Here is a 22238-nt window from a genome sequence, read left to right as displayed (position 1 = left end):
ATAAAAACAAAAAAGGGGAAACTTATGTATAAAACAACTTATCAAATACTTAGCAGTCAAATCGGTCCTTCAAATAAGTTGAAGCTTTTTGATTTAATTAATATATTGCAAGATGTAGAGGGACTACATATTGATCAGTTAGGTGAATTTAGCACATCTTTAAAAGACAATAATTTAGGTATTTATTTGTCATTTAGACAAGTTAATATAAAAAAATGGCCTAAATTATTTGATACCTTACATATTGAAACTTATCCATACGATACTAAGGGTTATTTTGGATATAGAAATACTATTATCTATAATGATAAAAAAGAAGTGATTGCTGAAACATACTGCTTGGGAACTTTTATGAGTCTAGATACGCTAAGACCAACTAAAATTAATCAAGAAATTATTGATACACTTGATCAAGAAACTAGATATGATATGGAATACTTACCAAGGAAAATTGGATATAACAAAGATAATTATCTTTCTCGTGGGGCAGATATCACAGTAGATATTATGCATATTGATTCTTATTTACATATGAACAATGCATTTTATATAGCTTTTGCGGAAAGCTTATTACCAGAAAATTATACTATTGGTAATTTTAGAGCAGAATATAAGAAACCTGTTTTATATAAAGAAGTGATACACGCAGAATTATATAAAGAAGAAAGTTTTTATATTGTGGTTATAAAAAATGAGAATAATGATGATTGTGCAATTATTGAATTTAGATGAAATCATTTACACAAATAAAATAAGTGTAATTCGTGTATAATAAATATGGTTTTAAACCAAATATATTATTGCGAGGCTAAAGATGACAATATTTGATTACGAAGATATTCAGTTAATTCCCAACAAGTGTATAGTTAAAAGTAGAAGTGAATGTGATACAAGCGTTAAGTTTGGTAAACATACATTTAAATTACCAGTTGTTCCAGCAAATATGGGGACAATTATAGATGATAAATTAGCTTTTTGGCTAGCATCAAACGGTTATTTTTATATCATGCACAGATTTGATGAAGAAAATAGAAAAGAATTCATTCAAACAATGAAAAAATCTAATTTAATTTCATCCATTAGTGTAGGTGTTAAAAATAATGAGTATCAGTTTATAACTGAATTAAAAAATGAAAATTTAATTCCAGACTATATTACAATAGATATTGCTCATGGACACTCAGATGCCGTAATAGAAATGATTCAACATATCAAAAGAGAAATACCAGAAACGTTTGTAATTGCTGGTAACGTAGGTACACCTGAAGCAGTAAGAGAGTTAGAAAATGCTGGTGCAGATGCAACTAAAGTTGGTATTGGACCTGGTAAAGTATGTATTACTAAGTTAAAAACTGGATTTGGTACTGGTGGATGGCAATTAGCTGCTTTAAACCGTTGTTCAAAAGTTGCTAGAAAACCGTTAATTGCAGATGGTGGAATCAGAAATCACGGCGATATTGCTAAATCAATTAGATTTGGAGCTACTTTATGTATGATTGGTTCTCTTTTTGCAGGACATGAAGAATCACCAGGTAAGATTATTATTAAAGATGGGCAAGCCATGAAAGAATATTACGGCAGTGCTTCAGAATATCAAAAAGGTGAAAGAATTAACGTAGAAGGAAAGAAAATACTTATCCCTTCAAAAGGTAAAATTTCAGCTACTTTAAAAGAGATGCAAGAAGATTTACAATCATCTATCTCATATGCAGGTGGTAAAGATATTGAATCTATTAGAAAAGTAGATTATGTGATTGTAAAAAATTCAATTTTTAATGGCGATTGGTCATAAAGCATAAGAAATAATACAAATACTTATAAGAGTTATTTTAATAAATAAAACGATAAGAAAGAACTAATCATTCTTTCTTTTTTTTAAGATATATTGTTTAATTTAAACATTAAAGATTGCTTAGTTACAGCTAAAAAGAAATACTAAAATATAGATTTTAATGTTATAATATTTTTAGGTGATATATAATGACGTTAGGAACATTGATTTCAAAATACAGAAGTAGAGCTAAACTATCTACTGAGGAGTTAGCTGCAAAATTTCCAGCTAAAAGAAAAAAAATTGAATATTGGGAAGCAGACAGATTAATACCAAGTGATAGTGAAATGCAAAGGTTAATTCAATTGCTTAAAATACCAGAAAAAGAAGGACAAAACCTCTTTGTTGTGCAAAGAAGTGTTTCAACATTAGAGAATACTTCTATGATGTTATTATTTATGACAATGGCAGTTTTACTGGGGTACTTTTTACCATTATATGAAAACATGAATGCAATGGCTTTCTTATTTACCCCAAAAGTTAATTTGGGAACTTATATTATTCCTTATATTTCTTTATGGATTCATTTTATAAGTTGTATCATTATTATTGTTATCATGCTATTATTCTTCTTAAAAGCTAAATATAGACAACAATTAAACTATTATAAGATGCTAGTATATCCAATTAGCATTGGTTTTATCTCACTACTATTTTTTATTATTGATAAATTTCAAGCAGCATACGTAGGATATTTTTCAATTTTACTGATTACATTTGCTATGGGATTATACTATATCTTTTCAACTAGAAAAATGTATAAATTACAAATACTTACTAAAGGAGTAAAATAATGTTTACGATAAAAGAATTAATTTTATTATCAATCATTCTAGCATACACAATTTTATATAGCATTTTTAAAAAGAAAAAAGGGTTAATTAAATTTTTCTTATATATTATTACAATAGGCTTATTTGTTATTATTGGATCAATTAGTTTTAGCGCAACATTATCCTATAAGTTTGATCACTTTTATAATATGAGTAGTGAAATAACAGAACCAATAGAATTAGATGGGTACTCAGTTATTCTAGCTAAAAAGACTAAAAAAGATAAAACTAATACTGAAATCATAACTTATGAACCTAACATTTATAAAAAATATTGGCTTTTTTATACTAAGAATAATGATTTAGAAGTAGTCAGTTTTATAGATTATGAAAATAAAAATGTTTTATATGGCTATATGCTTACAACAAAGAAAGAAGTCTTTATTTATATCCCTCAAACAATTGAAACTGTTTCTGTTGATAATCAACCCATAACACTTATCAATCATGAATCTTATACATATTTTAGTTTTTCAAGCAGTATAGTTGTGAAAAATATTGTAATAGATAGTTTAAATTATAGTATTTCTAAAGGTAATATAAAATGATAGAAACGCTAATAATTAAAAATGTAAAAAAGACTTTTAAACTATCAAAAAAGCAACAAAGAATCGATAAAACAACAGATAAAGAAAAAATAGCTGTAAATGGGTTAAGTTTTACTGCTTATGAAGGTGAAGTTTACGGACTTTTAGGTTCAAACGGTGCAGGAAAAACAACAACATTAAGAATGATTTCAACACTTATTAAACCAGATGAAGGTGATATTATAGTTAGTGGTATATCATCAAAAGAAGATCCAACTGAAATTAGAAGAAGAATAGGTTTTTTAACAAGTGAATTAAAATTAGAAGAGTTTTTTACCCCAAATTATATGTTTAATTTTTATAGTGATCTTTATCAAGTTCCACTAGAAGTCAGAGAAGAACGCAAGAAACACCTTTTTGATAAATTTGAGATTCATAAATTTGCTGAAGTTAAAATAGGTGATTTATCTACTGGTATGAAGCAAAAAATATCACTTGCTATCTCATTAGTAAATGACCCTAAAATTATTATTTTTGATGAGCCAACAAACGGATTAGATGTTTTAACTGCTAAAGATGTTACTGATTTAATTATTGAACTTAAGAATAAAGGCTATACAATTATTTTATCAACTCATATTTTTTCATTAGTAGAAAAAGTATGTGATAGAGTTGGCATCATTATTGATGGAAAAATGGCTCTAGAAGGAAAAATTAGTGAATTAACAAAAGAAAAAAATATTGAAAGTATCTTTTTTGATGAATACGCAAAGGCAAAGGGTAGAACAATATGAAAAACATTTGGACTATTATGAAAAAAGAACTCTCTAGAGTTTTTACAGATAAAAAAATGATTCTTACTGTTTTAATTTTACCTGGCGCAATGATCTTTTTATTATATTCTTTAATGGGAACTGCTTTTAATAGAACAAGTAATGAAAAGTTTGAAACTGTGAGAATTTATGTTGAAGAAAATAGTTCTATAACAGAAGTATTAAATCAAAAAGAAGCGCTTGACTTATTTAATATTGGAAATATTTCATTTAGTTTTGAGAATAAGGATTTAGAAGAAAAAATAAAGAATGGTAATTTAGATGTTGCTATTAAAATGGAAAATGACCAAATGACTATTTTATATAATTCATCAAATACTCAATCTAAAACAGCTTATTTATATTGTGAAAATACAATTAAAACACTAGAAAAAGTGATCATAGATGGAAAACAATACGAACTTAACCTAGCCTCTGATTTAGCTAATAATACTTCCCAAACTGCACCATCTATAGCATATATACTACCATTTCTTATTATGACCTTTTTATTTCAAGGTGCGATGGCATTAGGACCAGAGTCAATTTCTGGTGATAAAGAACGTGGCACGATTGCTACTTTATTAGCAACACCTGTGAAAAGAAGCGAGATAGCTTTAGGTAAAATTATTTCATTATCTATATTAACTATGCTATCTGCAATATCAAGTTTTATAGGAGTAATTTTCTCACTTCCAAAAATGCTTGCTTCTACAAATTTTTCCTTAACATATAGCGTAAGCGATTATATGTCAGTCTTAGGTGTTTTATTGATTACTGTGCTAGTCATTATAGGAATGATTTCAATTCTTTCAGCACAAGCCAAAAATGTAAAAGAGGCTTCAATGCTCGCTCTACCTTTGATGCTTGTTTCAATGGTTGTTGGAATGACAACATTTATTTCCCCAGTGGCTGCTAGTAATCCATATCTTTATATGATTCCTTTATATAATAGTGCCCAAATATTATTAGCAATTTTCTCATTTGATTTTAATCTAACTCATATGGTTATTATGATCGTATCTAATCTAATCATATCAGCAGGACTAATATACATTTTAACAAGAATGTTTAACAGTGAAAAAGTGATGTTTTCAAAATAGGAGGATTTATGAAAATTTATTTAGCAAATGCTTTATTTTCAGAAGCAGAATATTTATATAATGAAATATTAATAGATGATATTACCACAAGTGGACATGAAGTCTATGCACCACAAAGAAACCTTAGTATTAATGATAAAACAAAGTCAGCTAACTCAAAAGAAATTTACCAAGGTGATAAGTTTCACTTAGATCAGTCAGATGCAATTGTTGCAGTATTAGATGGCATAACAATTGATCCAGGAGTGAGTGCTGAAATTGGCTATATGGCTGCACTTGGCAAAAAAATATATGGTTTATATACAGATTCTAGAGAAAGTAGTAAAACAATCATTGATTCAAAAAAAGAATTACTAGAAAAACCGCTTGAAAACCAGTTTGCCTATGTTAATTTATTTGTAGTAGGGGCAATCAAAGAAAACGGAAAAATATTTTTAAGTAGAACAAAATTAGTTGATTTTTTAAAGCAACAAAAATAAAACTCATAAAAAAAGCATGAACCAAAAGATTTGGAAATCATGCTTTTATTTTGCTTAGTATAATATAATACTATTTATTCATTTTTGGTATTAAAGATGCTCTTATAAAATTTGAAAGCACCAATCATACCAGCATTATTTTTAGTTTTAGCAAGACTAATGGATATTTTTCCTTTAAAGTAATCCCATAACTTAGGCTCTAAAGCTGAATAAACTTCATTTAAAAATTGGGTACCTCTATTAGTTATTCCGCCACCGATAATAATATGATCTGGGTTTAAAATATAAATCATATTTGCTAGACCAGTCGTTAAATTATCATAAAATTTATTTACGATAGGCACAATCTTTTCATCATTAATATCATAGAGTGAAAAAACATCAATGCCATTTTGAATATGAGGATATACTTTTTTAGCAAACTTTACTAATGAGTTAGTAGAAGCTAGACCCTCATAGGTGCTATTATACATCATCATTTTCCCACATTCGCCAGCACTATATAAAAAGCCATGATATAAATGATTGTCAATAATGAGTGCACTACCAATGCCAGTTCCGTAAGTGATTGCAAGTATATTTTTATATTTATTTTCAGGTAAAAAATCTTTTTCACAAAGAATCATACACTTAACATCATTTTGAACACTGATGGGTAAGTTTAAATCTTTTAAAGCATCTCTAAAATTTAAACCAAGATAGTTTTTAATAGAAATACTGGGTGTTAATACCTCAGTAGTTTGGGTATTGATAGAACTAGTTGTACTAATAGCAATACCTTTAATATTATATTCTGTTGATAGATTTTGAAAGATAGATTTTAATTTTTCTATTAAAACTTTACTTCCAAGGTCTCCATTAGTTTTAGTAATACTTTGAAAGAGTAAAGTTTCATTTTCAGTAATGATACCATATTTTAAATCTGTTCCACCAATATCAAATGTTAAGTATAAATTCATAAGATCACCTCTACTTTAAGATTATTATAATAAATAATACGAGTAAAAACAAGAATATCGAAAATAAAGAAGCTAAAATAGCGATAATCACCGAAAACGCTTACTTATTTACGAAAACATAGTTTTTAAGTTTTTATAGTGTGTTATAATGAAAATATCAATAGATATGGGGGAACTAAAATGAAATGGATTTTTAGGTTAGTATATTTGTTAGTAATTGGATTTATAACACTTATTATTTTTGACTATGCAGCAATGAAAAAAAACGCAACTTATTATGAAGAAAATGCAATACCATATTTAAAAGAAAATAATATGGAAGAATATATTCCTCATTTTATGACAGCAAACCAAGTGAAAGATTATTTAAAAAAACCAATATATCATATTAATTATAAACAACAAGAAGAAAGCCTAGATTTTTCCATTTACCACGTTCAGTCAGAAAAAAGTGGCTATCTAGCATTTTTTATACACAATGTATCTATGCAATTAGAATCTAAACATATTCAAATTGAACTTAATTTAAAAATGGAAGGTGATGAAAAAATTATTCAAGGTTATTATCAATTAGATATTAATAAGCTTATGCCACTGATATTTTTAGAAACTAAGAAAGATGATTTAGTTCATTTTCACTATGAAAATAATGAAAGTGAAAAATAGTTAAAAAAGTATCAACTAAAATTGAGTACATAGAATTACTGTTCTATGATTTTAGTAAAAAGGAAAACGAACAACCAACACATTACCCTAAATTTAAAATTCAGCATCAGGATGACTTTAACAGTGAAGATACTTTTATAGAAAAAGAGGGGACACAAGTTTCAACAACCTTTAATGGGAATATTAAAAATTTTAATTTAATGGAAAATTACGAAAATGAAAGTGAATTAGGTATCTTATACCCTGAGTTATTATCTAAATATAATGGAACCTACGCAAGTATTATCATTATATACTGTATTATCGTAGTTGTTATGACTTATCTTATATTCTTTTTAAGACCAACATTGAAAATGCTAGAAGAAAGAAAAATAAAAAAGAATTAGAAAAAGAGTAGGAAGAACCTATGAGATTTCTTTATATTAGATCTAATACTCAAATTAAGAAAAATGCTCAAATTATTTATGATATTTTTTCTCCACTGTTAGAAAATTTAACCTATGAAATTTTTGATTATGAGATGATTTTATATTTTAAAAATGATTATGATTCACTCATAAAAGAAATAGTCTTTAGTATGTTAAATGATTTATATGGTGATGTGATTGTCTATGAATCTGCCTATTATAAAAATAAACAAGAAATTTTTATTGTTATAGAATATATAAAAAAAGAAATTATTCACTATGATCAAAAATATTATTATATAAATAATCAAATTATTCTAAAAGAAAATATAAAAAATATTAATAAAGCATTAAAAAAAATCATACTAGCTGAATATTACTATGATAAAGAAACGCTTATTTTAATTAAAACTTATATTGAAGAGAATCAAAATGCACTTGAAGCAGCTAAATTATTATTTTTACATAGGAATACGCTTAATCAAAGAATCGATAAATTTTATCTAAAAACAGGTTTCAATATAAGAATATTTAAAGATGCTTTTTTAATATATACTTTACTTACTAATTAATGTGCATACTGCACATTTTTTATTTTCTATAAAACGATATAATTAAATTAATAAAATAGGAGGGATTTGAAATGGCAAATTTAAAGTTAGAAGGAATTAACAAAGTATATCCGAATGGTGTTCAAGCTGTTTATGATTTTAATTTAGAAATAAAAGATCAAGAGTTTATCGTACTTGTTGGACCATCGGGATGTGGTAAGTCAACAACCTTAAGAATGATTGCAGGATTAGAAGATATCACAAGTGGAACATTAGAAATTGATTCAGAATATATGAATGATAAAGCTCCAAAGGATAGAAATATAGCTATGGTATTTCAAAGCTATGCCTTATATCCCCATATGAGCGTATATGATAATATGGCTTTTGGTCTTAAACTTAAAAAATTTAAAAAAGTTGAAATCGCTAAAAAAGTAAATGATGCGGCTGAAATATTAGGTTTAACACCTTATTTAAAAAGAAAACCTAAGGCATTATCTGGAGGGCAAAGACAGCGTGTTGCACTAGGTCGTGCGATTGTTAGAGATGCAAAAGTATTTCTAATGGATGAACCGTTATCTAATCTAGATGCCAAGTTGAGAGTTCAAATGAGAGGAGAATTAATTAAACTCCATAAAAAAATTGAAACAACAACTATTTATGTAACACATGATCAAATAGAAGCAATGACAATGGCTGATAGAATTGTTGTGATGAAAGATGGCTTTGTTCAACAAATTGATACGCCAAAAAATGTTTATGACTATCCTGTAAATATGTTTGTTGCTGGATTTATTGGGACACCGCCTATGAATTTTATCGATGTTGTTGTGAATGAAAAAGGGGAATTTGAAATAAACAACCAAATACTTAAATTACCAAAAGAAAAGTTAAAAGAACTAAAAGATTTTGATTTTATTAATAAAAAAATTATTTTAGGTATTAGACCAGAAGATTTATACAGCGTATCTGACTTTCCTTTAAATGAAACTAAATTTAAAGGTACAGTAGACGTTTCAGAACTTCTAGGTTCAGGGACTAATATTTATATGCAACTGAATAATTATAATGTATGTGCAAGCATCAAAGCTCGTGCTGGTGTTAAAATGAATGATGAAATAGAACTTTTGATGGATACAACAAAAATATATTTTTTTGATCCTGAAACACAATTAAGATTAAGATATGAAAATGATAAACCGATCTCTCTTTCGGATCAACCTAAAGGACTTAAAAAAAATAGAAAAGATGATAAAGATAAAAAATGAGTCAACCATTAGAAGTATTACGACAATTTACTAGAAAGGTTTCAACTGAAGGAATTGTTTTGCTTAAAAATGATCAAAATATTTTACCATTAAAAATAAGTAACGTAGCTCTTTTTGGTAGAATGCAGCTTCATCATTATTATAGTGGTACAGGATCGGGCGGAAGAGTCAATTTAACTGATATTGAAAATATGATTGAAGTTTTTAGTCAATATCCAAAAATAGATTTAAACAAAAAATTCATTGATTTATATACTGATTGGGAAATTAAAAACCCGTTTAATCATGGCGACGGATCATGGAAAAGTGAACCATGGTCTCAAAAAGAATATTTAATAAGTAAAAATTTAATCATTGAAAATAAAAGAGAAGAAGAAATTGCGATTTTTATCTTAGGCAGAACTGCTGGTGAAGATAAGGATAATCAGAATAAAAGTGGTAGTTACAAGTTAACAAAGATAGAAGAACAAATGTTATTAAGAATTAAAGAAATTTATGATAAAATCATTATTATTTTAAATACAGGAAATATCATTGATATGACTTTTTTTGAAGAAAATGATTTTTCTACTATTCTTTATTTTTGGCATGCAGGACAAGATGGAATGTATGGGCTTGCTGATATCATCACAGGACTTATAACGCCTAGTGGAAAATTGCCAATAACAATCCCGAAAAGTATTAAGGATTACCCAAAAAATGAATATGATTCATCTAACAAAAAAATATTTTATAATGAAGATATTTATGTTGGCTATAGATATTTTGAAACGTTTGAAAAAGATAGAGTTTTATATCCTTTTGGCTATGGATTAAGTTACACTGAATTTAGCTATGAAAGTAGCGATTTTATAATTAATAATACCCAAATCAGTTTTACTGCTAAAATAAAGAATATTGGGAAATGCTTTGGAAAAGAAGTTCTACAAGTCTATTTGAATCATGAAAATAGCTTAATCGGTAAACCTTTAGTAGAATTAATAGCATTTTCTAAAACAAAATATTTGAAGCCACAAGAATCACAAATCATCAACTATAATATAGATTTAAAAGACTTTGCGACTTTTGATGATATAGGACTTTTAAGTGAGAATAGTTTTGTAATAGAAAAAGGTAAGTATAACCTTTACATAGGTACTTGTGCAAGAACTATGAAATTAGTTAAGACGTTTATAATAAAGAAAAATATTATTATAGAAAAGCACAGTTATTCAATACCATCTAAAATACAATTTAAAAGAATAAGTAATAAAAACAACAGTATCATTTATGAAGATACACCGGATAAAAGACTAGAACAAGAACAAGTAAATTTAGAAAAAATACATCCTAATGTATCTAAACTATCTAAAAAAGATTTATCTAACATCATTTTAGGTGAAGGTATGTATAGTAAGAAAGTTACTCCTGGAACAGCTTCAGCCTTTGGCGGTATTACAGAAAGTTTAAAAGAAAAAGGGTTAAAGTTATTTTGTTGTGCAGATGGACCTTCAGGCATTAGAATGGATAATGGAAGCTATGCTACAAGAATTCCTATTGGGACTCTTTTGGCATCAACCTTTAATTTAAGTTTAATTCAAGAGTTATATCAACTTGTTGGTCATGAAATGAATAACTATCAGATAGATTTACTATTAGCTCCAGGGATGAATATTCAAAAAAATCCTTTAAATGGTAGAAACTTTGAATATTTCAGTGAAGATCCTTTTTTAACGGGGATGATGGCCAGTGCGACACTAAAAGGATTAAACAAAGCAGGAGTAACCGGTGTTTTAAAACATTTTGCTTTAAATAATCAAGAAACTTTGAGAACAAAAATAGATGTATATGTATCTGAAAGAGCATTAAGAGAAATCTATTTAAAAGGTTTTTATTATGCAATAAAAAATGGTGCCTATGCTGTAATGGCATCTTATAATAAAATCAATAATTATTATGCAGCCTCTAATAAAGATTTAATGACAACAATTTTAAGAGATGAATGGAAATTTAAAGGGATTGTAATGACTGATTGGTGGTCATATTTAAATGATAATAATAAAACAGATACTATTTCGATGATCGATGCTGGAACTGATCTTTACATGGTAGTTGAGGATGCTCAAACGCATAAGCATAATGTTATTAAAAACTTAAATGATGAAACTATTATTTCTAAATTAAAACTAGCAGCAACCCATATTTTTAATTTCAACGATGATTATAAAGAATTAAGAGTAAAAGAAATAGATTTTAAAAAATATCAGTCAAACTATTTAATAAACGAATTTGATGAAACAAAATATGAGATAAAACAAGAAAAAGAAAATATAATACAAGCTGTAAATTATCAAGAAGAAAGAGTAGATACTTATAAAATTAAACAAAACAAAGTAGAAAAACTCTTAGAATACACTGAAGAAATTGATTTTTTAGAAGAAAAAATAGAACTTAAAATTGAAAAACCATACAATTATAAGATTATTTCTAAAAAATATCTAGAAACAACTCTATCTATCCAAATAAAAAAAATAACTCAGTTTATTGAACAAAATACAATTCTTATTTTATTAAACAAAAAGGTTATCTTAACAACACTCATTCAGTCACAAGAAGATCTTTATCAAACTCAAGTAAATTTAATTAATGGCATCAATGCCCTTGAAATTATCCTTCCAGATCGCATAAAAATAGAATCAATTAAACTTGAAAAGAATCAAATATAAAATAAAAAACAATCTACTCAAATTTTAAAAATGGGTAGATTGTTTAATGTTAAAATTCAATATTTTGCTTAGTGATGTTTTTGAAATTGCACTTAGCCACTTCAATTAAAACTTTAGAACCATGAGTATTAACGACTTCAAGAATTTGTTCATCAACATCTTTTGTAGCACCAAGTTTCAATTTCAGATTAAGTTTTTTACTCAGTCTATGCATCTCAACTAAGTAAGCATACTTAGCGATAATAGAAGAGACTAAAACACTAATATGTGGAGTTTCTGATTTTTCACTAAACTCAATATCTCTATAGACTAATTTTTCTTCCTTTAAATAATTGAAATAATTATTTGGATTACAGTATTGTTCTAGAATAACAGGAATAGTTTTATCAATTTTAGCCGTTGTTTTAATAATCATATGGTTATTAAGAAGCGATTTAATCTTATTCATGTTAAATCCATTTTTAGATAACTCGTTATACTTAAAAGGTTTTAGTATGACAATTGAGTGAGTAAGCCTTTTTGCTATAATAGGGGCAATCTCAACTATTTTTTTCATTGAAATAGTTCTTTGAATACCGATATCAAGGGTTTCTAAAAAAGCAATATCTTCCAAAGAGACATAAGTAGAACAAATGACAACAGGGCCAAAAACATCTAGTGATCCAGCATCACTAGAACCAACTGCCTCGTAATCCTTAATATTTAAAAAATTCTTAATTAAAACTAATTCATTATTAATTTCAATTCCTTCAATGGTAACTTTACCATTTTTTAAAGCTGTGATAGTGGTCTGATTATGCTCTGCAATAAAAAAGACAGCTTCACTATCAGAAGCCTTTATAAAACTGCTATAACCATTTTTTAATTGATTTAGTTGAGACTCAGACAAATTCATTGTATAATGTTTCATGGACACACCTCAATTACATTATAACATAAAATTAAGAAAAGTTGTAGGCTAAGGAAATGACCTTTGATTTAAAAACTCTAGAGTTCTTGGAAATTCAAGAAAGAATATTGAAATATGCATACACGCAAACTGCAAAGAAACATATAACTTTATTAAGCCCAATTACTGATATAACAAAAATAAAAAAGTTACTTGCGGAAACCGATGAGCTTTTAAGATTAAACTATGCTTATGGTAAAGTTCCTTTTGTGCAAGACTTTGATATTTTTTATTTGATTGAGAAAAGTGATAAAACAGGTTTTTTAAATTTAGAAGAAATTCTCTTAGTAAAACTATACTTAAAACTAGAAAAAGAAGTAAAAGAGTACTACCAACGTATAAAAGATAAAAAATCATATACTCAAATTGAAGAACTATTTAATTTAGAAAATAACGATACCTTGATTAAAAAATTAGATCACTATATTGATGATAAAAATTTAATTAAAGATCAAGCAACAGTAGAATTATTTGGTATAAGAAAATCAATTAAAAAACAAAACGAAAAAATAAATGATGTTTTAAGCAAACTTTTAACAAAATATTCAAGTTACCTAAATGAATCTGTTATTGTACTAAGAAATTCTAGATATTGTATTGGAATAAAAGAAACTTATAAAAATAAAGTTAATGGGATTATCCATGATGTTTCTCAAACTGGACAAACTATCTATATTGAGCCTGAAGATATTAGACAAGCAACTCAAGATTTAGAACACTTGAATAATTTAGAACAACAAGAAATCAATAGAGTTTTAATGATTATTACAAGCGATATTCTTGCAGAAAAAGAAAATTTATATAAAAATTTAAAACAATTAACTTACCTTGACTTTGTTCATGCAAAGGCATGTTATGCAATAGAAATTGAGGCAAGTATTCCTAAAATTAATAGTAATGGTAACATCCATATTATTAATGGTAGACACCCTTTAATTGATAAAGACAAGATTGTCCCTTTGAATTTAAAATTAACTAAAGAACGACCAATTATGCTTATTACAGGACCTAATACGGGTGGTAAAACAGTTGTTTTAAAAACAGTAGGACTCTTAACATTAATGATGCAATCAGGAATCTTAGTTCCACTAGATAGTGAAAGTGAACTTAGTATTTATCATAAAATATTTTCTGATATTGGTGATGAACAATCGATTGAACAATCCTTATCTACATTCTCATCACATCTAGTTAAACTTAAAAAAATGATTGATACCCTAGATGATAACCAACTTATTTTAATTGATGAAATTGGAAGCGGAACAGATCCTAATGAAGGTGTTTCTCTTGCGATGGCATTGTTAAATGAAATTAGAAAACACAAAGTAACTTTGCTAGTAACAACCCACTATTCTGAAATTAAGCAATACGGCTTTGAACATAAAGAAATTATTCCAGCTAGCATGGCTTTTGATCATGAAACATTAAAACCACTTTATAAACTACAAATGGGAATTAGTGGTTCATCTAATGCTTTATTAATTGCTAAAAGCCTTGGATTAAAAGAGTCAGTTATCAAAGAGGCAACTGAGTTAAGTAAAAGATATGAGTCTGATTTAACTAAAGTGATTGATAGACTGAATCATGAGAAAAAAATGCTTGAAGAAGAAAAATTATCTTTAGAACAAAGTAAAAAAGAATTACTAAATGCTAAATTATCATATGAAAATGAACTTAAAAAACAACAAGTAGAATTTGAAAATGAACTTAAAAAAGTTAAAGAAAAAGAAGAAATTAAGTGGCATGAACTAAAAGCACAAGCAAGTTCTTTAATTGAAGAACTGAAACAAAAAGAAAAACTAAGTCAACCTGAATTAGCAAAAGCTAAGCATCAAATTAATAAAGAAATAACAACTCCTAAACTAGAAAATAAAGAAGAGATTAAGGTAAATGATATTGTCTTAATTAAATCCTACCAACAAAGAGGGATTGTCAAAAAAATCACGAATAATAAGTATCTAGTAGAATTTGGTAGTTTTACTTTAAGTTTTCCTAAAAATGATTTAGAACTTGAAAAAAATCAAAGTAAAACTAAAACTAAGATAGAAAAAAAGGTTAAACTTCAGGGACAAACTCCTAATAAAAATGCATCCATCGAACTTGACTTAAGAGGATACAGATACGAAGAAGTAGGTGATGCTATCGATAAGGCAATGGATAAAGCCTTCTTGGCAAACATGCCTTTTATCAGAATTATCCATGGTTTTGGTACAGGTGCTGTAAGAAATGCAGTTTATGAATATTTGAAAAAATCACCCTATGTTGACTCATATCGCTTCGGAAAAGAAGGAGAAGGGCTAAACGGAGTGACAGTTGTAAGCCTAAAGTAAGCGTAAGGCTTGAAAAAAAAGGATTTAAAGCATATAATAAAAGTAGGAAAATTAAGAAGGAGGCGCCAACGATGATTGAATATCGCGGTGAAGATTACAAAGAAGTAATTGACAACAAGGGTCTTGTTTTAGTTGATTATTTTGCTACATGGTGTGGGCCATGTAAGATGTTGATGCCAGTTTTAGAAGAAATGAGTAATGAAGTGACTGAGATGCCAGTTTATAAAGTTGATATAGACAAATTCCGTCCTTTAGCAATTGATAGTCAAATCAAAAGCGTTCCAACACTTGTTCTTTACAAAGATGGTAAAGAAGTAGCTAGACAAAGCGGCTACCAACCACGTGAAAAGCTAGAAGCTTGGATCGAACAATATAAATAAAAAATAATTAAAACATGCGATGCATGTTTTTTTATTTTAAATATAAAAAGTTTATTTCATAAATATACTTCTCTTAATGTTATAATAGTATAGGTGATTGAAAATGAACGGAATCTTTCTTATTAATAAACCTTCTGGGATGACTTCTCATGATGTAGTTTTTAAAATTAAAAAAAAGTTTAATCTAAAAAAAGTGGGTCATACTGGGACTTTAGATCCGTTTGCTACAGGACTTTTAATTATTATGGTTGGGAATGCCACTAAATTATCTTTTTTATTTGATGACTTAGATAAAGCCTATTCTGCAGTAATGATTCTAAATGAAAAATATGATACTTACGATATAACCGGTAATTTAGTAGAAAAAAAAGACATTATTGTGTCACAAGACAAACTGAAAAATGCTATTCATTTTTATAATGGATTAACATATGATCAAAAGCCTCCAATGTATTCAGCTATTAAAATCAAAGGACAAAAGATGTATGATTTAGCAAGAAAAGGCATTGAAGTCGATATCCCTAAACGAAATGTTACAATATATCAATTAAAACAAACATCTGAATTAATGAATAATGAATTTTCTTTTGATGCTCATGTTTCAAAAGGTACCTATATTAGAAGCCTTGCTTTAGATATTGCTTTAAAAGTGAATACAGTAGGGACCTTAAAAGAACTGAACCGAACACAAATAGGAACTTATTTTCTGAAAGACGCTAAATCAATTGATGAGGTAACAGAAAAAGACTTAATAACAGATCAGTCATTATTAGAAAAAAGTAATAAACTAGAATTATCACCTTATTTAATAAAATTAGTAAAAAATGGTGTTTATCTAGATGAAAGACAAATTGTAACTGAGGAACCATTTATTGTTGTAGACCAAAATAAACAATGGATTGCTTATTATGATGTAGTAGAAAAAAATACTACAAAATATAAACCAGTCTATTTTTTCTAAGAAGTAAGAAGGTATAAAATGAAAATAATTAATAAACTTGAACTTAATCCAGCTTTCTCAAATCCGGAATTAACACTTGCTATTGGTAATTTTGACGGTGTTCATTTAGGACATCAAAAAATGATTCAAACAGTTATATCTTTTAAGGATACTCAACACGCTTTGATGACTTTTGATCCACATCCGATTGATTTTTTTAAAAAAACTGATGAGCCTAGATTAACTACTAGCGATGATAAAAAACAAATTTTTTCAGAATATGGAATAGATTATCTTTTTTTACTTAAATTTGACAGTGATTTTTCAAGTCTAACGAAAGAGCAATTTATAGAGTTACTTAAAAAATACAATGTTAAACGTGTAGTTGTTGGTAAAGATGCTAAATTTGGACATAAAGGTGCAGGCACATATTTAGATTTGCTTAACCATTTTGATGTTGTACTTTTAGAAGATTATAATGTTAATTTAAATAAAATTTCAACAACGTATATCAAACAATTATTAGATAATGGAAAACTTGATGAAGTAAAAGAAGCTTTAGGTCATGAATATAGTATTAAAGGCATTATTGAACATGGGGATAAAGTAGGAAGAACTATTGGCTTTCCAACGGCTAATGTTGACTATAAAAACTATTATCTACCTAAAATAGGTGTTTACTACGTTAAAGTGGTAATTGATAATAAAGAATATGTAGGGACAGCAAGCCTTGGATATAATCCCACGCTTAATAATGTAAAAAAGAAGCGATTAGAAGTTTTTATTCATGATTTTAATGAAAATATCTACGGTAAAGCAATAGAAGTTAAATTTATCAACTATTTGAGAACTGAATTGAAGTTTTCTAGTAAAGAAGAATTAATTAAACAAATTAATGATGATATCCTACAAACAAAAATAATTAACAAAAAAAAGAACATATGATATAATAACAATATGAGGTGATATTATGAAATTAGTATTAGCAGTAGTTTCAAATGATGATGCAAGTAAAGTTCAAAAAGGATTAGTAAAAGAAAAATTTTTTGCAACTAGACTCGCAACCAAAGGTAACTTCTTAAGAGAAGGTAACGCAACATTCATTATTGGTGTTAATGATGAAAAAGTACCTGAAGTTTTAGATGTTATTGAAAAACATAGTAAAAAGCGTTCTAAAATAGTTCCAAATACAATTGTTAACGAATTTGGTGCATTTTCTTCTTTACCAATTGAAGTATCAATTGGTGGGGCAACAGTGTTTATTTTAAACGTGGATCAATTCATTAAATTATAATAAATATAAAGACGATGATTCGTCTTTTTAATTTTTAATAATGTTTATTGACAAAATATGATATTATGATAAAATATTAATAGTCGTTAACGAGGAAAGCATCATGCCATGCATGCTTATCTTCAGTTAAATGAGACAATGGAGGAAATACAATGGCATTATCTAAAGAAGCTAAACAAGCAATTATCAAAGAATATGCACGTTTTGAAGGAGACACTGGTTCACCAGAAGTTCAAATCGCTATTTTAACAAGTGAAATCAACGATTTAAACGCTCACTTACAAAATCATATTCATGATTTCCACTCTAAACGTGGTTTATTTATGAAGATTGGTCACAGACGTAATCTACTTAAATACTTACGTAACTCAGATGTTACACGTTACCAAGAATTAATTGCAAAATTAGGATTACGTAGATAAAGACTTGATATTCAAGTCTTTTTTTCTAAAGAAAGGTTATTGAAAATGGATAGAACTGAAAAATGTATTTTAACAAACATGTGTATGGTATACAAAGGTGATGAAATATTAGTTTTAGATAGAATAGACCCAAATTGGAAAGGACTCACTTTTCCTGGAGGACATGTCGAAAAAGATGAATCATTTAACCAATCTGTTATAAGAGAAGTATTTGAAGAAACAGGTCTGACAATTAAAAACCCTAGAATATGTGGTATGAAACAGTTTACAAGTAAAAATAAAGAATACCGCTATATTGTTTTCTTATACAAAACAAATGAATTTGAAGGAGAACTTCAAAGTTCAAATGAAGGAAAAGTATTTTGGATTAATAAAAACGATTTAGAAAAGTATCAAGCAGTTCCAGATTTTCATGAATTATATGAAATTTTTAATAAAGAAGAATTGAGCGAAAATTTTAATTATTTTGATGAAATAGATAACAAATGGAGATATATAAATTCATAAAGTTTATATATCTTTTTTCTTTAAACTGTGGTAATATGTAATAGGTAATAAAAATACAAAAATATGAATATAAAATGAAGGAGATTTTATATGGAAAAGAAAATTTTCGAAACAACTTTTGGTGGTAGACCATTAAGAGTTGAAATTGGTGAAGTTGCTAAACAAGCAAACGGATCAGCATTAATTTATTATGGAGATACAGTTGTTTTAAGTACAGCTGTTTCAAAAAATGTTGCAAGTACAGCAGATTTTTTCCCATTGATGGTTATATACCAAGAAAAATTATATGCAGCTGGTAAAATCCCAGGTGGATTTTTAAGAAGAGAAGGTAGACCTTCTGAACATGAAACACTTACATCAAGACTAATTGATAGACCAATTAGACCACTTTTTGAAGAAGGTTTTAGAAATGAAGTTCAAGTTGTAAATACTGTATTAAGTAGTGATGCAGTAAATCCAAGTGAAATGGCATCTATTATTGGTTCATCAGTAGCTTTATGTATTTCTGATATCCCATTTTTAGGACCAATTGCTGGTGTTACTGTTGGTAGAATTGATAACGAATTTGTTATTAACCCAACTCCTGAACAATTAGAAAAATCAGATTTAGAATTAATTATCGCTGGAACTAAAACAGCTATTAATATGGTTGAAGCTGGTGCTAAAGAAATTAGTGAAGAAATTATGTTAGAAGCTATTCTTTTTGGACATGAAGAAATTAAAAAAATGTGTGAATTCCAAGAAGAATTAATCAAAGCGATTAACCCTACAAAAGTGACACCAGATTTATTCCAAATTGATGAAACAATTAGTCAATTAGTATCATCTAAATATGAAAAATCATTAGTTAAAGCTGTTTCAATCTTTGATAAACTTGAAAGATATGAAGCAATAGATAAATTAAAAGCAGAAGCAATAGATGAATTTGGCAAAAAATCTTTCTTCAAAGACATTGATGGAGTAAAAGTATTTGATAGTGAAGCTCAAAGTTCATATTTAAGCCAAGTTGCTAGAGTTGTTGATGCAATCGTTACAAAAGAAGTAAGACGCTTAATCACTGAAGATAAAGTAAGACCTGATGGACGTAAAGTTGATGAAATCAGACAATTAACATCAAAAGTTGATTTATTACCAAGAACACATGGTTCTGCATTATTTACTAGAGGTCAAACCCAAAGTTTAGGTGTAGTAACTTTAGGATCTTTAGGTGAAAATCAAATTATTGATGGACTTGGTGAAGAAGGAACTAAAAGATTTATGTTACATTATAACTTCCCTCCTTTCTCAGTTGGAGAAACAGGGCGTTATGGTGCTCCTGGACGTCGTGAAATTGGACATGGTGCCCTAGGTGAAAGAGCATTATTACAAGTATTACCTAGTGAAGAAGATTTCCCATACTCAATTCGTATTGTATCAGAAATCTTAGAATCTAATGGTTCTTCATCACAAGCAACCATCTGTTCAGGAACAATGGCATTAATGGCTGCAGGTGTTCCAATTAAGGCTCCAGTTGCAGGAATTGCTATGGGACTTATTATGGATGGTAAAAACTATACAATCTTAACAGATATTCAAGGTATGGAAGACCATGAAGGAGATATGGATTTTAAAGTAGCTGGTACTAAAGATGGTATTACTGCTTTACAAATGGATATCAAAATCTCAGGAATTACAAAAGAAATCTTAAAAGAAGCATTAGAACAAGCTAAAAAAGGCAGATTACACATTTTAAATCATATGTTAGAAACAATCAGTGAAGTAAGACCTGAATTATCAGAATACGCACCTAAAGTTAAGATGATTAAAGTTAACCCAGATAAAATTCGTGATATTATTGGTGCAGGTGGTAAAATCATTACTCAAATTATTGAAGATCATGACAATGTTAAAATTGATATTGAACAAGATGGTAGAGTATTTATCATGCATTCAAATTCTCAAATTATTAAAGATACAGCAGAATATATTCAAAACTTAATTAAAGAAGCTAAAGTTGGAGAAATATATGAAGCTAAAATTACAAGATTATTAATGGATAAACAAGGAAAATCTGCTGGTGCTTTCGCTGAATTATGGCCAGGAACTGAAGGATTAATTCATATATCAAAACTTGCTAACGAACGTGTTGAGAAAGTTGAAGATGTTGTTTCTATTGGTGATGTTGTATTAGTTAAATGCATTAAGATTGATGAAAAAGGAAGAATTGATTTATCAAGAAAAGATGCTTTAGACAAAAAATAAAATAGATAAATTAGAGTGCTCATAGCACTCTTTTTTATAGATTTAAGTATATTGTTATTTGCAATCTTAAAAAATTCAAGTACAATAGTTAATATATAAACATGGAAGGAATATACTATTTTTAGTATAAAATCAGATATGATATTAAATGAAATGATTAAAAATACAAGTGAACCTCAAACAATTGACACGCTTGTTGAATCTTTAAAAAAACTAGGACTTTATCAAGGTGACACTGTTATCGTACATGCCTCATTATCAAAAATTGGATATGTTATAGGCGGTATAGAAACTTTATTTAAAGCAATCTTAAAAGTAGTAGGTGCTTTAGGGACAATCATAGTACCTACACAAACAATGGATAATTCAGATCCTAAAAATTGGCAAAATCCAGCTGTCCCTGAATCTTGGCATGATAAAATAAGAGAATTAATTCCAGCATATGATAAAAAGACTACTCCTACTAGAAGTATGGGGAAATTTGCAGAATATATTAGAAATTACCCTGGTACTGAAAGATCAAGCCATCCTCAAGTTTCATTTGCAGCTTTTGGATTTCATGCAAAGAAAATAGTAAAGACACACGTTTTAACTCCAAAATTTGGTATGCAAACACCTCTTGGAGCCCTTTATAACTTAGATGATGTTAAAATACTCATGATAGGAACAGATGCTACTACAAATACATCATTACACTTAGCAGAAGCTCTTTCAACTAAATATAAAGTTAAAGAAACTTCAGGATGTGCTATGAACATAGACAATAAAAGACAATGGGTTACATACGAAGATAAAGCATATGATAGCGATCAATTTGTAGAAATTGAGACTGAATTTTTAAAAAAACATAAAGTAAATACTATCACGCTTGGCTTAGCTGAGACAAAGCTATATCAATTTAAAAAAATAGTTGATTTTGCAGTAGGCTATTTAGATAAATAAAACAAGAACTTTTAACAGTATTTGACCATCTAGGAATAGGTGGTTTTTAAATAATTATAGGGTCTTTTCTTACTAATAAAATTTAAAATACT

The 22238-nt window shown here is 27.8% G+C and carries 23 protein-coding genes; 21 read left to right on the top strand and 2 right to left on the bottom strand.

Going from position 1 to position 22238, the window contains the following annotated elements; all coding sequences use genetic code 11:
• Positions 1-24: 24 nt before the first annotated feature.
• The 7 genes from BN854_RS04780 (at position 25) to BN854_RS04750 (ending at position 5585) form a co-directional block, all read left to right on the top strand.
• Positions 25-732: an acyl-[acyl-carrier-protein] thioesterase gene (locus tag BN854_RS04780; protein ID WP_026660307.1), complete on the top strand. Its 708-nt coding sequence runs from the start codon at positions 25-27 to the stop codon at positions 730-732.
• Between the two features lie 82 nt (positions 733-814).
• Complete coding sequence (guaC, locus tag BN854_RS04775) at positions 815-1792, top strand: GMP reductase (protein ID WP_026660297.1); 978 nt, start codon at positions 815-817, stop codon at positions 1790-1792.
• Between the two features lie 188 nt (positions 1793-1980).
• Positions 1981-2625, top strand: coding sequence for a helix-turn-helix domain-containing protein (locus BN854_RS04770; protein ID WP_026660289.1), 645 nt, complete (start codon positions 1981-1983; stop codon positions 2623-2625).
• Positions 2625-3212 (top strand): hypothetical protein, encoded by a 588-nt coding sequence (locus BN854_RS04765; protein WP_026660279.1) that lies wholly within the window; start codon positions 2625-2627, stop codon positions 3210-3212. The genes BN854_RS04770 and BN854_RS04765 overlap by 1 nt, the downstream gene beginning before the upstream one ends.
• On the top strand, positions 3209-3985 hold the full coding sequence (locus BN854_RS04760) for an ABC transporter ATP-binding protein (RefSeq protein WP_026660275.1): 777 nt from the start codon (positions 3209-3211) through the stop codon (positions 3983-3985). Before BN854_RS04765 ends, BN854_RS04760 begins: the two co-directional genes overlap by 4 nt.
• Positions 3982-5106, top strand: coding sequence for an ABC transporter permease (locus tag BN854_RS04755; RefSeq protein WP_026660266.1), 1125 nt, complete (start codon positions 3982-3984; stop codon positions 5104-5106). The genes BN854_RS04760 and BN854_RS04755 overlap by 4 nt, the downstream gene beginning before the upstream one ends.
• 8 nt (positions 5107-5114) lie before the next feature.
• Entirely contained in the window at positions 5115-5585 is a 471-nt protein-coding gene (locus BN854_RS04750; protein ID WP_026660258.1) for a nucleoside 2-deoxyribosyltransferase, read from the top strand.
• A gap of 74 nt (positions 5586-5659) precedes the next feature.
• On the opposite strand, the gene BN854_RS04745 is transcribed toward BN854_RS04750, so the two are convergent.
• On the bottom strand, positions 5660-6544 hold the full coding sequence (locus BN854_RS04745; RefSeq protein WP_026660250.1) for an ROK family protein: 885 nt from the start codon (positions 6542-6544) through the stop codon (positions 5660-5662).
• Between the two features lie 180 nt (positions 6545-6724).
• Here BN854_RS04745 and BN854_RS04740 point away from each other — a divergent pair, with 180 nt between their 5' ends.
• From BN854_RS04740 to BN854_RS04720, 5 genes are all read left to right on the top strand, one after another.
• Positions 6725-7210: a hypothetical protein gene (locus BN854_RS04740; RefSeq protein WP_026660242.1), complete on the top strand. Its 486-nt coding sequence runs from the start codon at positions 6725-6727 to the stop codon at positions 7208-7210.
• A gap of 200 nt (positions 7211-7410) precedes the next feature.
• Positions 7411-7596: a hypothetical protein gene (locus BN854_RS04735; protein ID WP_026660234.1), complete on the top strand. Its 186-nt coding sequence runs from the start codon at positions 7411-7413 to the stop codon at positions 7594-7596.
• Between the two features lie 20 nt (positions 7597-7616).
• The gene (locus BN854_RS04730) at positions 7617-8189 is read left to right on the top strand and encodes a helix-turn-helix domain-containing protein (protein ID WP_026660224.1); all 573 of its coding nucleotides are present in this window, start codon (positions 7617-7619) and stop codon (positions 8187-8189) included.
• Between the two features lie 71 nt (positions 8190-8260).
• A complete protein-coding gene (locus BN854_RS04725) occupies positions 8261-9436 on the top strand; it encodes an ABC transporter ATP-binding protein (RefSeq protein ID WP_026660215.1) in 1176 nt (391 codons plus the stop codon).
• On the top strand, positions 9433-12141 hold the full coding sequence (locus BN854_RS04720) for a glycoside hydrolase family 3 protein (protein WP_026660207.1): 2709 nt from the start codon (positions 9433-9435) through the stop codon (positions 12139-12141). The genes BN854_RS04725 and BN854_RS04720 overlap by 4 nt, the downstream gene beginning before the upstream one ends.
• Before the next feature lie 49 nt (positions 12142-12190).
• Here the strand turns inward: BN854_RS04720 and BN854_RS04715 are convergent, their stop codons facing one another.
• The gene (locus tag BN854_RS04715) at positions 12191-13051 is read right to left on the bottom strand and encodes a ribonuclease HIII (protein WP_026660198.1); all 861 of its coding nucleotides are present in this window, start codon (positions 13049-13051) and stop codon (positions 12191-12193) included.
• 56 nt (positions 13052-13107) lie between these two features.
• Here BN854_RS04715 and BN854_RS04710 point away from each other — a divergent pair, with 56 nt between their 5' ends.
• From BN854_RS04710 to BN854_RS04670, 9 genes are all read left to right on the top strand, one after another.
• Positions 13108-15420 carry an endonuclease MutS2 gene (locus tag BN854_RS04710; protein ID WP_026660189.1) on the top strand — a complete coding sequence of 771 codons (2313 nt, stop codon included), beginning with the start codon at positions 13108-13110 and terminating at the stop codon, positions 15418-15420.
• Between the two features lie 71 nt (positions 15421-15491).
• Entirely contained in the window at positions 15492-15800 is a 309-nt protein-coding gene (gene trxA / locus BN854_RS04705; protein ID WP_026660181.1) for a thioredoxin, read from the top strand.
• 103 nt (positions 15801-15903) lie between these two features.
• Positions 15904-16761, top strand: a complete 858-nt coding sequence (truB, locus tag BN854_RS04700) for a tRNA pseudouridine(55) synthase TruB (protein WP_026660172.1) — start codon at positions 15904-15906, stop codon at positions 16759-16761.
• A gap of 18 nt (positions 16762-16779) precedes the next feature.
• Entirely contained in the window at positions 16780-17685 is a 906-nt protein-coding gene (locus BN854_RS04695) for a bifunctional riboflavin kinase/FAD synthetase (RefSeq protein ID WP_026660160.1), read from the top strand.
• Between the two features lie 25 nt (positions 17686-17710).
• Positions 17711-18034: a cyclic-di-AMP receptor gene (locus BN854_RS04690; protein WP_026660150.1), complete on the top strand. Its 324-nt coding sequence runs from the start codon at positions 17711-17713 to the stop codon at positions 18032-18034.
• 152 nt (positions 18035-18186) lie between these two features.
• Positions 18187-18456, top strand: a complete 270-nt coding sequence (gene rpsO, locus BN854_RS04685) for a 30S ribosomal protein S15 (RefSeq protein ID WP_026660137.1) — start codon at positions 18187-18189, stop codon at positions 18454-18456.
• Positions 18457-18501: 45 nt separating this feature from the next.
• Positions 18502-18963 (top strand): 8-oxo-dGTP diphosphatase, encoded by a 462-nt coding sequence (locus BN854_RS04680; protein ID WP_026660130.1) that lies wholly within the window; start codon positions 18502-18504, stop codon positions 18961-18963.
• Between the two features lie 90 nt (positions 18964-19053).
• Complete coding sequence (locus BN854_RS04675) at positions 19054-21204, top strand: polyribonucleotide nucleotidyltransferase (RefSeq protein ID WP_026660121.1); 2151 nt, start codon at positions 19054-19056, stop codon at positions 21202-21204.
• A 138-nt stretch (positions 21205-21342) separates the two neighbouring features.
• A complete protein-coding gene (locus BN854_RS04670; protein WP_026660111.1) occupies positions 21343-22146 on the top strand; it encodes an AAC(3) family N-acetyltransferase in 804 nt (267 codons plus the stop codon).
• The last annotated feature ends 92 nt before the right edge of the window (positions 22147-22238 follow it).

Source organism: Alteracholeplasma palmae J233 (assembly GCF_000968055.1).
Lineage (GTDB): Bacteria > Bacillota_I > Bacilli_A > Acholeplasmatales > Acholeplasmataceae > Alteracholeplasma > Alteracholeplasma palmae.
This window is presented reverse-complemented; position numbering and strand designations above follow the sequence as displayed.

Coding starts and splice junctions, on each gene's coding strand:
- rpsO (WP_026660137.1), top strand. CDS start 18,187: ATGGCATTATCTAAAGAAGCTAAACAAGCAATTATCAAAGAATATGCA.
- BN854_RS04750 (WP_026660258.1), top strand. CDS start 5,115: ATGAAAATTTATTTAGCAAATGCTTTATTTTCAGAAGCAGAATATTTA.
- BN854_RS04730 (WP_026660224.1), top strand. CDS start 7,617: ATGAGATTTCTTTATATTAGATCTAATACTCAAATTAAGAAAAATGCT.
- BN854_RS04695 (WP_026660160.1), top strand. CDS start 16,780: ATGAAAATAATTAATAAACTTGAACTTAATCCAGCTTTCTCAAATCCG.
- BN854_RS04740 (WP_026660242.1), top strand. CDS start 6,725: ATGAAATGGATTTTTAGGTTAGTATATTTGTTAGTAATTGGATTTATA.
- BN854_RS04755 (WP_026660266.1), top strand. CDS start 3,982: ATGAAAAACATTTGGACTATTATGAAAAAAGAACTCTCTAGAGTTTTT.
- BN854_RS04765 (WP_026660279.1), top strand. CDS start 2,625: ATGTTTACGATAAAAGAATTAATTTTATTATCAATCATTCTAGCATAC.
- BN854_RS04715 (WP_026660198.1), bottom strand. CDS start 13,051: ATGAAACATTATACAATGAATTTGTCTGAGTCTCAACTAAATCAATTA.
- truB (WP_026660172.1), top strand. CDS start 15,904: ATGAACGGAATCTTTCTTATTAATAAACCTTCTGGGATGACTTCTCAT.
- BN854_RS04770 (WP_026660289.1), top strand. CDS start 1,981: ATGACGTTAGGAACATTGATTTCAAAATACAGAAGTAGAGCTAAACTA.
- BN854_RS04760 (WP_026660275.1), top strand. CDS start 3,209: ATGATAGAAACGCTAATAATTAAAAATGTAAAAAAGACTTTTAAACTA.
- BN854_RS04690 (WP_026660150.1), top strand. CDS start 17,711: ATGAAATTAGTATTAGCAGTAGTTTCAAATGATGATGCAAGTAAAGTT.
- BN854_RS04745 (WP_026660250.1), bottom strand. CDS start 6,544: ATGAATTTATACTTAACATTTGATATTGGTGGAACAGATTTAAAATAT.
- BN854_RS04675 (WP_026660121.1), top strand. CDS start 19,054: ATGGAAAAGAAAATTTTCGAAACAACTTTTGGTGGTAGACCATTAAGA.
- BN854_RS04710 (WP_026660189.1), top strand. CDS start 13,108: ATGACCTTTGATTTAAAAACTCTAGAGTTCTTGGAAATTCAAGAAAGA.
- BN854_RS04725 (WP_026660215.1), top strand. CDS start 8,261: ATGGCAAATTTAAAGTTAGAAGGAATTAACAAAGTATATCCGAATGGT.
- BN854_RS04780 (WP_026660307.1), top strand. CDS start 25: ATGTATAAAACAACTTATCAAATACTTAGCAGTCAAATCGGTCCTTCA.
- trxA (WP_026660181.1), top strand. CDS start 15,492: ATGATTGAATATCGCGGTGAAGATTACAAAGAAGTAATTGACAACAAG.
- guaC (WP_026660297.1), top strand. CDS start 815: ATGACAATATTTGATTACGAAGATATTCAGTTAATTCCCAACAAGTGT.
- BN854_RS04680 (WP_026660130.1), top strand. CDS start 18,502: ATGGATAGAACTGAAAAATGTATTTTAACAAACATGTGTATGGTATAC.
- BN854_RS04670 (WP_026660111.1), top strand. CDS start 21,343: ATGATATTAAATGAAATGATTAAAAATACAAGTGAACCTCAAACAATT.
- BN854_RS04735 (WP_026660234.1), top strand. CDS start 7,411: ATGGAAAATTACGAAAATGAAAGTGAATTAGGTATCTTATACCCTGAG.
- BN854_RS04720 (WP_026660207.1), top strand. CDS start 9,433: ATGAGTCAACCATTAGAAGTATTACGACAATTTACTAGAAAGGTTTCA.